Below are 11,992 nucleotides of genomic sequence, written 5' to 3' on the forward strand. Positions count from 1 at the left end.
CGTCAGCGCGGCGTGCTCACCGCGCACGCCACCGCCGCAGTGCCTCGCGGGATGCCCGGTCGGTCTCCTCGTCCGTATCGGCCGAGTCGGCGGGCGCGCCGGGCCAGGGTGCGAGGGGGCCGGAATCCGCGTGCGCGGGGGTCTCGTCCACCACACCCGTCTCGGCGTCGCTCGCCGCGTGCTCCTCTGTGCTGTTCCCGAGGGTCCCGGTGTCGGTGTCCTCCGTCCAGAACGACAGCTCGGCCGGATCGTAGGCGTCAGTCTGCATGGAGGTGTCGATGCCGGATGCCGCGCCCTCCGGCATCCGATCGATGAAGGTCAGCGCATCGTCGACGTCTGGGCCACCGTGACCGAGCACGTCGTCGTCGGCCACGCCCGTGGACAGCGACGCGAGGAGCTCGGCTGCGTCGTCCACCACGTCGGGGCGTCCGAGAGCGAGTCCGTGCAGGAGCCACTTCGCGAACTCGAGCTCCGCGTAGAAGCGCGAGCGGTCACGCATATGCGGATCGGGAGCGCGATCGCTGTGCGCGAGGTAGGAGCCGAACACGTCGTCCGCGGCGACCGGCGCTCCGGCGAGCCAGTGCAGATCGAGAGCCGGATCCCCGACCTGGAGTCCGTGCCACTCAAGCAGCCCTGTCACGCGCGGTACGTCGGCGACGTCATCGAAGACGAACGACGCGGGATTCACCCCGCCGAGCATCACCCGGGGTTCGAATCCCCACAGCTGTTCCGCGGCGATCGCGCGCCGCCAGCGCCGGAGAAGGGGGAACGGCACGCGGTCGCTTGCCTCAGCACGATCGACGAGTGTCGCCACATCGGCCCGCACCTGCTCCGGCGCACGCGAGGGCAGGCCCTCCGACCGCACGATCGAGGTCGGGAGGGCGTGGACGGCTGCCAGGGCCGCGCCGAGGGACGTGGCGGCCCCCCGCCCGGGGGGCAGGTGGACGGCGTCGACGCGATAGCCGGGAAGGAACTCCACGACGATGCCGGTGGCGCCCTCCAGTCGCATCTCCCCGAGGAGTGTGGGGGGTCGGAACGGGAGGAGCGCCCGGACCCCGGCGGTGAGCGCCCGGAGAGCGCGCGTCTCGGCGAGGATCTCGGACGCGGCGTCGGCGTCGGCCGGAACCCGCGCGACCACCCGTCGGCCGTCGGAGAGATCGACGAGCGCGGAATCGTATCGACCGGCTGTGCCCTCGGTCAACGCCCCTACCGCGACCACGCCCGCCTGAGGCAGGGCCGAAGTCACAGAGGCGGCTAGAGTGAACGGAGAGCGTGCCATGTGCCCAGGTTAGGGAGTGATCCTCGATGACGGCGCCCGACACCCCGCGCCTTGCGCCCCTCGGTCACCTCGGTGGCGATCGCGCGGCGTCGGAGCGGACCCTTCCGGATCTGCTCGCGGAGGCGCGCGCCCAGGAGGGCGCGAAAGCCCTCGTCCTCGTCGGCGACCGCGCGCCCCTCGCCGCCGGCGATCGCCTGGCCTGGATTTCCCCGGATCAGGCGCCCGAGGGCGGCGAGTGGGCTTTTCTCGGCAGAGACGACTCCGGCGCCCCCTTGTTGTTGTGCGCCTTCCCGGGCGACGCCGAGGAGGCGGTCGCCGCCGCGGCGGGTTGGTCTTCTCTCCGCGCATCGGGGGGTGCGCTCACGCCGCACGATGCCGCGCGCTTCGTCGAGGCGCTGAGCCTCGGGAGGTGGCTGCTCGACGCTCCGTTCTGCTCGTTCTGCGGCACGCGCGCGCACATCCTCGACGGGGGCTGGTCACGACGGTGTCCGGGATGCGGTCGGACGCATTTTCCACGGACCGATCCCGCGGTCATCGTCGCCGTCACCCACCCGGACGATTCCGATCTGCTCCTCCTCGGATCGAATGCGGCGTGGGCCCGTGAACGCTACTCGTGCTTCGCGGGCTTCGTCGAGGCGGGGGAATCCCTCGAGTCCGCCGTGGTTCGGGAGGTGGCGGAGGAAGCAGGCGTGCGTCCCCGATCGGTCCGGTACCACGGCTCCCAGGCGTGGCCCTATCCCCGCTCCCTGATGCTGGGCTTCTTCGCCGAGGCGGACGACGCCGTCGCGGCCCGAGCGGACGGCGAGGAGATCGCCGATGTCCGATGGTTCTCCCGAGACGAGATCGGCGCGGCTCTCGACCGCGGAGGGGAGATGATCCTGCCCGGGCCTGCATCCATCGCCCACATGCTCATCACCGACTGGTTCGAGGAGCGCGCATGACCGGCGGACCTCTGGACGATCTCGACGAGCAGCAGCGGGAGGCGGCAACGGCTCTGCGCGGTCCCGTCGCCGTGCTCGCGGGAGCGGGAACCGGCAAGACACGGGTGATCACGCGACGGATCGCCCACGGCGTGAACACCGGCACCTACTCGCCCGGTCGGGTGATGGCGGTGACGTTCACCGCGAAGGCCGCGGGGGAGATGCGCGGCCGCCTGCGCGCGCTCGGGATCGAGGGCGTGTCCGCGCGGACCTTCCATGCGGCGGCTCTGGCGCAGCTGAACTACTTCTGGCCGACGATCGCAGGATCCCCGGCACCTGCGGTGGTCGACAACAAGGTACGTCTGCTCGCCCACGCGGCGGACGGCATCGGCATGGCCCCGGACGTCGCAACGCTCCGAGACGTCGCCGCGCAGATCGAATGGCGGAAGGTCACCATGCGATCGATAGAGCAGTATGCGCAGGCTCGGCCGGAGGGTGCGGGCCGTCTCGGTCTGGAACGCGTGCTCGACCTGCAGCGTGCATACGAGCGTCTCAAGGACGAACGACGCCAGATGGATTTCGAGGACGTCCTCCTCGCGTGCGCGGGGATGCTGGAAGCCGAGCCGCGGGTGGCGCGCGCGGTGCACGAGCAGTACCGCCACTTCACGGTCGACGAGTTCCAGGATGTCTCGCCCCTGCAGCACCGATTGCTCGAGCTGTGGCTCGGGGGACGCCGCGACCTGTGTGTCGTCGGCGATGCCAGCCAGACGATCTACTCCTTCGCAGGGGCCGATGCGCGCTTCCTTCTGGAGTTCGACAGCCGCTACGACGATGCGCGCGTGGTTCAGCTGTTGCGGAACTACCGTTCGGAGCAGCCGATCTTGGATGCCGCGAACGAGCTCATGCGTGACCGCCCGGGCGCGCTGCGTCTGGTTGCAGCGACCGAGGGACGCCCGCCACAGGCGGACGCAGGGGTTCCGGTGACGACGGTGACCGCCTTCGAGGACGACGCGGATGAGGCGAGGGCGGTCGCTTCGCGCATCATGGCGCAGCAGAAGCAGGGGATCGCCTTGCGCGACATCGCTGTGCTGTACCGATCCCACTCGCAGTCCGCGGAACTCCTGCGCGCGCTGACGGATGCCGGGATCGCGACCACCGTGCTCGGCGGTCGTCGCTACTTCGACCTGCCCGAGGTCCGTCAAGCGGTCATGGCCCTGCGCGGTGCGTCCGTCGCCCCTGTGGCGGGCGGACTGGTCGACGCGGTCCGAGACGTCCTCCGCTCGCTCGGGTTGACCGACGAGCCCCCTGCAGCGGGTGGCGCGGTCCGCGATGCCTGGGAAGCGCGCGCCGCGCTCCTCCAACTGGCGGAGGAGGCTCCGGAGGGAACCACCCTGCGCGCCTTCACCGACGATCTCGCCGCGCGGGCGCGCGCGCACGATGAACCGGCGTTGTCGACGGTGACGCTGTCGACGTTGCACGCGGCCAAGGGACTGGAGTGGCCGCACGTGCACATGGTCGGTCTCGCGGAGGGCCTCCTCCCGATCTCGTACGCGCAGACATTCGACGCCGTCGACGAGGAGCGGCGCTTGGCCTACGTGGGGATCACGCGGGCTGCGCGAACCCTCTCTCTGACCTGGGCTCGCGGATCTCGAGAACGCCATCCCTCCCGGTTCCTCCGAGAGATCGGCACCCGCATCCTGCAGACGGAGCGTGGGTCCGCACCGTCCGCTGGAGGGAACCGGATCGGACGGTCACGGAATGCGACGTCGCCCCGTGCGCGTCCGCAGCCCTCGCGATGAGTTCCATCGCGACGAGTCCGGCCTCCCACATCAGTCCGGGACGTACGGTGCCCGAGTCGCGCGTGACGAGCTGAGCAGCCAGCACCGGCCACGCCGGATCGTCACGGGTGCACTCCTCCGCGACGCACGCGGCGCAGGCCGTGCGGCCGGGAGCGATCACCGGGCCGACCTCGATCCGCTCGCCCTGAAGGGCGAGCGGGACGTGCGGAACATCGCGCGAGAGCAGGGTGCGCGCGATCGCAGGGTGCAGGAGGTGGTGCGCGACGACGATCACGACATCCTCCGGCGAGCCGATCATGTTCCATCCGAGCTCGGCTCCGGACCCTTCGACGCGACCTCCGCCGGCGGAAACTCCGTCGGCGATCGTCCGGGTCGCGGAGGCGGGGACGGCGTCCGCGCCGGCGACGATGATCCGTCCCCCCGATGCCGGGGGAGAGGAGGGGGACAGCGCAGGAGCGAGACGTGTCAGCAGGAGCGCGCAATCACCGGGTGACGCGCCCCACGACCGGGCGAGAACCTCGGCGGCGTCCGCGCTGACGCCCGCCTCGAGTTCACGCAGCAGACGTTCCTGCCAGGGGAGCGGATCGCGGAGTACGGCGACCGCGGGCACGCCGAACTGCACCTCCGTGCCCGATCGCCACAGCGGTGGATGGGCCGGATTCAATCGGAGCATGGCCCGATTCTGGTGGCGCCGGTGGTGCCGGACTCGGCTTTCCACAGGCCGGCGTCGACAATGGACGCCGGGCCTCTGATGGGGAGGAGGGTCAGCCGCGATCTTCGTCCGTGTCGCCAGACCCGTCGGTTTCGGAGTCGGCGAGCAGCTGTGCCAAAGCGTCGTCCATGGCGTCCGGCGCGGGCTCTTCCCCGCGCGCCCGGGCCTGCAGACGCGCCACGAGCGAGGTCGGGTCGTCGATGTCGTCCGCGCCCGGCATCAGGTCCGGGTAATCCCACAGCGCGTCCCGCGCCTCCGGTCCCACGGCGTCTGTGATCGCGCGCCACATCGCTGCCGCCTCCCGCATCCGTCGAGGCCGCAGCTCGAGTCCGACGAGGGAACCGAGGGCGCGCTCCGCCGGCCCACCGACCGCACGGCGGCGGCGGACGGACTCGGCCACGCGATCGGCCTGCGGCAGCCGTGTCGTCGCGTCGGCGGTGACGACGTCCACCCACCCCTCGATCGTCGCGAGGAGGTTCTCGAGTCGGCGGAGCGCATCCTCCTGGGCCTCCGATCGTGCCGGCAGCAGTGCACCGCTCTCCAGGGCGCGGCGCAGCTCCTCCGGTTCCGAGGGGTCGAAGCGAGACGCGAGATCCTCCAGGGCGTCGGTGTCGACGCGCACGCCGCGTGCGAATTCCGTCACCTGGGAGATCACGTGCAGGCGGAGCCACTTGGCGTGACGGAACAGGCGCGCGTGGGCCAGTTCCCGGGTGGCCACGGCGAGAGCCAGCTGGTCCTCCGGGATCTCCAGGTCGCGACCGAAGTCACTGAAGTTCTGGGGGAGGATCGCGGCGCGGCCGTCCGGCATGAGCGGGATGCCCACGTCGCCGCCGCTGACGACCTCCTTGGACAGGTTGCCGATGACCTGGCCGAGCTGAGACGCGAACAGGGATCCGCCGACGGACCGCATGAGGCGTCCGGCGCCCTGGACGAGGTCCTGCATGTCCTCGGGCGCCTGGGACCGCAACGATTCGGTGAGCGCATCCGCGATGCTCGTGGCAACCGGCTCCGCCAGCTCCTGCCACACCGGCAGGGTGGCCGTGACCCACTCGGCGCGTGTGATGGACCTCGCCGGGCTCGGCAGCTCCGAGATCGTGGTGACCTCGCTGAGCCACAGGCCCGCCAGAACGAAGGCCTGATCCAGTTCGCTCCGCTGCCCGTCTCCGATCGCCAGCCCGTGCTGGCCGGCGATGTGGAGAGCCTGCCTCTCGGCCATGTCCCAGGAGATCGCACCGTCTCCGCCGCCCGCGAAGGCCTGCTGCATCTGACTCATGATCGTCTGCATCATCGCGGGGTCGATGTTCATGCCCGAGAGCTGCGAGAGCTGGGACAGCTGTTCGGGGTCGATCGATCCTCCGCCGCCGAGCAGCTGACGGAGGAGGTCCTGGAATTCTTCTTCGGGAGAGCGATCGTCGTCTTCCACTTCAGCCGCCTTTCAGCCGGTCGCGGATCTACGGATCTACGCTAGTCGCAGCATCCCCTTCCCCGTCTCGGCCGAGACCTGAACCCTTAAGCCGGCCGCGAACGACCCGGCTGAGAAAGGTCTCCTGTGACGCTCTTCGACGATTCCGCACCCGACAGCCCCGGACCCCGACGTCCATCGCGCGCCGTCGTGGCGGGCATCTGGACCCTCTCGGCCGCCCTCGTCGTCCTGCTCATCCTGACCTTCCTCCCCACCGGTTACGTCATCCAGCGACCGGGGCCGGTGTACAACACCCTCGGCTCGGCCCCCGGCCCCGACGGCGAGGAGGTGCCGCTCATCACGGTGCGGGGCGCCGAGACCTACCCCACCGAGGGAGCTCTCGATCTCCTCACCGTGCAGGTGGTGGGAAGTCGAGAGCGCACGCCCTCCTGGTTCGAGCTGGCGACGGCGTGGTTCGACCGCACCCGCGCCGTCCTGCCGATCGAGGTGGTCTTCCCGACCGACCAGACCGTGGAGCAGCGCCAGAGCGAGAACGCCGCGCTCATGGTCGACTCGCAGCAGGAGGCCACGGCGGCCGCACTCAGTGAGCTCGGTTACGACGTGTCCCCGCAGCTTCGCGTCTACTCCGTCGTGGAGGACTCCGCGGCCGACGGGGTCCTGCGCGAGGACGACGTCATCCTCGCCGCGGACGGCGAGCAGGTGACGGATGTCGCCGCCCTGCGGGGGATCGTGGACGCGTCCGAGGGGGCGCCTGTCGACCTCACGATCTTGCGCGACGGCGGCACGCGTTCCCTCGCGCTGGCGCCCCAGCAGGAGGGCGAGGATCCCGACGCGCCCTGGCTGATCGGCGTCACGCTGATGAGCGACTACGACTTCCCCGTCGACGTCGAGATCCAGTTGGACAACGTCGGCGGTCCGAGCGCGGGCATGATGTTCGCCCTGGGGATCATCGATGTCCTCACTCCGGGTGAGCTCAACGGCGGCGAACGTGTGGCCGGCTCCGGGACGATCACCGCCCAGGGGATCGTGGGGCCGATCGGCGGCGTGCGTCAGAAGCTCTGGGGCGCAGTGGGGGACGGCGCCTCGTACTTCCTCGCGGCGGAAGCGAACTGCCCCGAGATCGTCGGGCACGTCCCCGACGGGCTCCACGTCTTCGCCGTCGAGGACCTCGACGACGCGATGCGGGCGCTGGACGCGGTGGCGACGGGCGGCGACCTCGACGCGCTCCCCACATGCGACACGTGACCCGACCGGCTTTCCCTCAGCACACCCTCGGCGACCCTCCAGAACCGCGCACCTAGGATGGAGGGGTGACCACGACCTCTGCGCCGGCCCCGGCCACGCCCTCCCGACCTCGACGAATACTCGGCATCACCGTGGCGATCGTCGCCGCCCTCGTGGTGGCGTTCTTCGTCTTCGCCAGCCTCTACGCCGATTGGCTCTGGTATCGGCAACTCGAGTTCGAGGGGGTGCTGCTGACCCAGTGGGTGGCGCGGATCGCGATGTTCGCGATCGGATTCCTCGGAATGGCCGTCCCCGTCTGGCTGGCCATCCAGCTCGCCTACCGCCTCCGCCCCGTCTACGCGCGGCTCAGCTCCCAGCTCGATCGCTACCAGGAAGTGGTCGAGCCGCTTCGTCGACTGGCGATGTGGGGCATCCCGGTCTTCTTCGGCTTCTTCGCGGGATTCGCCGCGTCCGCCCAGTGGCAGACGACATGGTTGTGGTTCAACGGAGTGCCGACCGGCGACGTCGACCCCGAGTTCGGTCTCGACACCGGGTTCTACCTCTTCGCCCTGCCCTTCTACGGAGCGGTCGTGGGGTTCGTCTCGGCGGTCCTGCTCATCTGCCTCCTGGTGACCGCCGTCGTGTCCTACCTCTACGGCTCCGTCCGGGTCGGACAGCGTGAGCTGCGGATCTCGAAGGCGGCGCGGATCCAACTGGCGATCCTCGCCGGCCTCTACCTCGCCGTACAGGCGGTCAGCCTGTTCCTCGATCGGTACCGCCTGCTCGTCGAGCAGGGGGACCGCATCACCGGCCCCGGCTACACCGGCGTCAACGCGGTGATCCCCGGGCTCACGATCCTCTCGATCGTCGCGGCGCTGGTCGCCGTGCTCTTCTTCGTCACGGCCGTCATCGGACGCTGGCGGTACCCGCTCATCGCGACGGCGCTGCTGATCGTCTCGTCGCTCGTGGTCGGAGTCGGCTATCCCTGGGTCGTCAACACCTTCCAGGTCCTGCCCAACCAGGCAGCCTTGGAGCGGCCGTTCTACGAACGCAACCTCGAGATGACCAAGAAGGCCTACGGCATCGACGGTCTCGAGAAGATCGAGTTCACGGCCGAGACCTCGGCGGAGGAGGGGCAGCTCCGCGCGGACGCGCAGACGACGACGCAGATCCGCATCATGGACCCCGCGATCATCGGGCCCACCGTGCGGCAGCTCGAACAGTACCGGGCGTACTACCAGTTCCAGGAGCCCCTGGACGTGGACCGATATGAGATCGACGGCGAGATGCAGGACACGATCGTGTCCGTTCGCGAACTCAACGTCGACCAGCTCGGCGCCGGCTCCTCGTGGGTCAACGAGACCCTCGTCTACACCCACGGATACGGTCTCGTCGCCGCCGCCGGAAACGAGCGGACGAGCGACGGCAACCCCGTCTTCCTCGAGCGGGGCATCCCCGCCCAGGGCTTCCTCTCGGACAACCCCGACTTCGAACCGCGCGTCTACTTCGGCGAGTACTCGCCGACGTACTCCATCGTCGGTGCGCCCGAGGGCGCGACGCCGATCGAGCTCGACTACCCGTCGGGCGCCGACGGCGGAGCGGGTCCGCGTGTGACCTTCGAGGGCGACGGCGGTCCTTCCGTGGGCAACATGTTCCACCGCCTGATCTACGCGCTCCGCTTCCAGTCCGAGCAGATCCTCTTCTCCGAGGACGTCAACGAGGAATCGCAGATCCTCTACGACCGCGACCCCCTCACCCGCGTCGAGAAGGTGGCTCCGTACCTCGAGCTGGACAGCGACCCGTACCCGACGGTCGTCGACGGGCGCATCGTCTGGGTCGTGGACGGATACACACTCAGCTCGAACTATCCGTACTCCACGACGGTCCCGCTCTCCCAGGCCATCGCGGACTCCAACAACACTCAGCCGCGATTCGCGCTCGACGACATCAACTACATCCGCAACTCGGTGAAGGCGACCGTCGACGCGTACGACGGTTCGGTGACGCTGTACGCGTGGGATCCTGAGGACCCCCTGCTCCAGGCGTGGCAGAACGTCTACCCGACCGCGGTGCAGCCGATCAGCGAGATGTCCGCGGACCTGATGAGTCACGTCCGGTATCCGACGGACCTGTTCAAGGTCCAGCGCGCGATGCTGCAGATCTACCACGTCGACGACGCGCAGTCCTTCTACGAGCGGGACAACGCCTGGGCGACGCCGGAGGACCCGCAGAACCCCAATCAGCTGCAGCCGCCGTACTACCTGACGATGCAGATGCCCGGTCAGGAGGCGCCCTCGTTCTCGATGTTCACGACCTTCATCCCGTCGTCGACCGGGGCGGCGAGTCGGAACGTCCTGATGGGCTACCTCGCCGTCGATTCCAATGCCGGTCAGGAAGCGGGTGTGAAGGGCGAGGACTACGGAAAGCTCCGTCTTCTCGAGATCGCCGCGTCCACGACCGTGCCCGGACCCGGGCAGGTGCAGAACACGTTCGACTCCGACACCGCCGTGTCCTCGCAGATCAACATCCTGCAGCAGGGCCAGTCCGAAGTGCTGAACGGAAACCTCCTCACCCTTCCGGTGGGTGGCGGTCTGCTCTACGTCCAGCCGGTCTTCGTGCAGGCCTCCCAGGGCACCCAGCTCCCGACGCTCCGTAAGATCCTGGTCGCCTTCGGTGATGACATCGCCTTCGAGGACACGCTGGCGGAAGCGCTCGACGTCCTGTTCGGTGGGGACTCCGGCGCGACGGCGGGTGACGACGAGGTCGTTCCGGTGGAGCCGGACGCGACCCCGACCCCTGAGCCGACCGCACCGGCCGAGCCGGGTGACGAGGAGCCGACGCCGGCACCGGAGGCCGGATCCTACGAGGCCGCACTGCAGGACGCCCGCGAGGCCATGATGGCTCGTGAGGAGGCGCTCCGCGCCGGCGATCTCACGGCTTTCGCCGAGGCGGACGAGCGGCTGACCGCAGCCGTCGAGCAGCTGCTGGAGCTCAGCGGCGACTGACGGGGATGCGCGGACGAGGGGCGGAGCGGGTCATTCCCGGTCCGCCCCTCTTCGTCGTGCGGTGAGGGCAGGTCAGCGGGTGAGGATCGCGTACCAGATGAGGAGGAGCGTGACGCCGAAGCCCGTGATCTGGTTGAGCCACAGGAATCGATCCCATCCTCGCGTCGCGTCCGCCGCGCCGGCATCGGTGATCCTGCGGTACGGCCACACCGTCAGGAGGTAGGGCACGGCGAGGATCGCGGCGAGTGGGCCGGGCCACGCGGTGGCGAGCATCGCGAGACCCGAGAGCGTGTAGCACGCCAGTGCGAAGCGGACGGTGAAGCGTGCTCCGCGGACAGTGGCGATGGACGCGATCCCCGCCTCGCGGTCCGCGACGACATCCTGGACCGCGCCGAAGGCGTGCGATGCGACCCCCCAGAGCGCGAAGGACGCCACCACGAGTCCGAGTTGCCACGTCCACGTCGCACCGGCCAGCACGAGCCCGTACACGGCGGGGGAGAAGAAGTGGATGCTGCTCGTCACCGAATCCGCGAACGGCCGCTCCTTCAATCGCAGGGGCGGTGCGCTGTAGAAGACGACGAAGAAGAGGCTCGCGGCAAGGACCAACCACGAGGTGGGCGACCCGACGATCACCAGATAGACGACGAAGGGGAGACATGACAGACCCGCCGCCCAGAGCGTGACGGGGTGCAGTCGACGGTCGAGGATCGCGCCGTGGGCGCCCCCCTTGCGGGGGTTCCGGAGGTCGGACTCGTAATCGAAGACGTCGTTGATCCCGTACATGGCGAGGTTGTACGGCACGAGGAAGAACAGGATTCCGAGGATCAGCGTCAGATCGATCTGTCGGGTCGTCAGCAGATACGCGGCCGCGAAGGGGAACGCGGTGTTGACCCAGCTGACGGGGCGGGACGAGACGAAGAGCTGCCGGGAGACCGCGGCCGGTCGCAGCGGGAGGGCGGTCATGACGCTTCCTGGGGGAGACGGGGGGAGAGCAGCTCGAACACGGCGGGGATCAGGAAGGCCGCGCACAGCGGGTAGGAGAAGTCCTCGATGGGAGCGAGGCCGATCCGCAGCCCGCTGAGGTGCTCCGGAGGGTAGGCGAAAAGGTCGGCGGCGATCATGAGGTTGTCGAAGATCGCCGTGAGGATCAGAAGTCCTCCGGCTGCCCAACCGGAGGCGACCATACGCTCTCGGAAGCGAGGGCGTCGCCGTGTGGCGAGCGTGACGAGTACCGTGACCACCACGAAGGGGACGACGATCAGCGGATAGGTCATACCGCCGATTCTCCCCCCTGACCGCTCACGGGGCGGCGCCCCGCGCGGAGGGCACGCAGACGCATCGCCGCTCCGTGGAGGACGAGGGCGAGGTAGGACAGGAAGATGAGGAAGACCGGTTCCTCCAGCGGGAGGTGGGGAGCGAGGTCGATCCCGAGCAGGAGCGGACTGTCTCCCTTGACGAAGACGCCCGTGGCGATTCCGACGGCGTCCCAGATCAGGAAGAACACGGTGCCGAGGATGACGGCGATGATCGTCCGGCGCGGATCTCGCCACGCGGCGAGCTTGAGGCGCGCGTCGGTGAGCGCCACGCCGGCCAGGGAGAAGAGGAGCGCGGCGAGGTAGAGCCCCGGCAT

General features: G+C 69.5%; 9 protein-coding genes. 4 read left to right on the forward strand and 5 right to left on the reverse strand.

The annotated features are described in order from the left end of the window. Positions 1–16: 16 nt before the first annotated feature. Positions 17–1,246: a phosphotransferase gene (locus LTL01_RS11125; protein ID WP_236968622.1), complete on the reverse strand. Its 1,230-nt coding sequence runs from the start codon at positions 1,244–1,246 to the stop codon at positions 17–19. A gap of 59 nt (positions 1,247–1,305) precedes the next feature. On the opposite strand from LTL01_RS11125, the gene nudC reads away from it, so the two are divergent. Together nudC and LTL01_RS11135 are read left to right on the forward strand one after the other, a co-directional pair. Next, complete coding sequence (gene nudC / locus LTL01_RS11130) at positions 1,306–2,220, forward strand: NAD(+) diphosphatase (RefSeq protein ID WP_236968623.1); 915 nt, start codon at positions 1,306–1,308, stop codon at positions 2,218–2,220. After that, positions 2,217–3,998, forward strand: coding sequence for an ATP-dependent helicase (locus LTL01_RS11135; RefSeq protein ID WP_236968624.1), 1,782 nt, complete (start codon positions 2,217–2,219; stop codon positions 3,996–3,998). Before nudC ends, LTL01_RS11135 begins: the two co-directional genes overlap by 4 nt. Positions 3,999–4,762: 764 nt before the next feature. On the opposite strand, the gene LTL01_RS11140 is transcribed toward LTL01_RS11135, so the two are convergent. Beyond that, a complete protein-coding gene (locus LTL01_RS11140; RefSeq protein ID WP_236968625.1) occupies positions 4,763–6,133 on the reverse strand; it encodes a zinc-dependent metalloprotease in 1,371 nt (456 codons plus the stop codon). 126 nt (positions 6,134–6,259) lie between these two features. Between LTL01_RS11140 and LTL01_RS11145 the strand changes: the two genes are divergently transcribed. Continuing rightward, a complete protein-coding gene (locus LTL01_RS11145; protein WP_236968626.1) occupies positions 6,260–7,378 on the forward strand; it encodes a YlbL family protein in 1,119 nt (372 codons plus the stop codon). A 65-nt stretch (positions 7,379–7,443) separates the two neighbouring features. Next, positions 7,444–10,362 carry a UPF0182 family membrane protein gene (locus tag LTL01_RS11150; RefSeq protein WP_236968627.1) on the forward strand — a complete coding sequence of 973 codons (2,919 nt, stop codon included), beginning with the start codon at positions 7,444–7,446 and terminating at the stop codon, positions 10,360–10,362. Positions 10,363–10,434: 72 nt separating this feature from the next. Here LTL01_RS11150 and LTL01_RS11155 read toward each other — a convergent pair whose 3' ends face one another. From LTL01_RS11155 to LTL01_RS11165, 3 genes are read right to left on the reverse strand one after another with little or no spacing between them, the layout of a single operon-like run. Beyond that, positions 10,435–11,325, reverse strand: a complete 891-nt coding sequence (locus LTL01_RS11155) for a prenyltransferase (protein WP_236968628.1) — start codon at positions 11,323–11,325, stop codon at positions 10,435–10,437. After that, a complete protein-coding gene (locus LTL01_RS11160; protein WP_053548425.1) occupies positions 11,322–11,636 on the reverse strand; it encodes a lycopene cyclase domain-containing protein in 315 nt (104 codons plus the stop codon). Before LTL01_RS11160 ends, LTL01_RS11155 begins: the two co-directional genes overlap by 4 nt. Continuing rightward, positions 11,633–11,992, reverse strand: a complete 360-nt coding sequence (locus LTL01_RS11165; RefSeq protein ID WP_236968629.1) for a lycopene cyclase domain-containing protein — start codon at positions 11,990–11,992, stop codon at positions 11,633–11,635. The genes LTL01_RS11160 and LTL01_RS11165 overlap by 4 nt, the downstream gene beginning before the upstream one ends.

The organism is Microbacterium aurantiacum, assembly GCF_021654035.1.
In the GTDB taxonomy this organism is placed as follows: domain Bacteria; phylum Actinomycetota; class Actinomycetes; order Actinomycetales; family Microbacteriaceae; genus Microbacterium; species Microbacterium aurantiacum.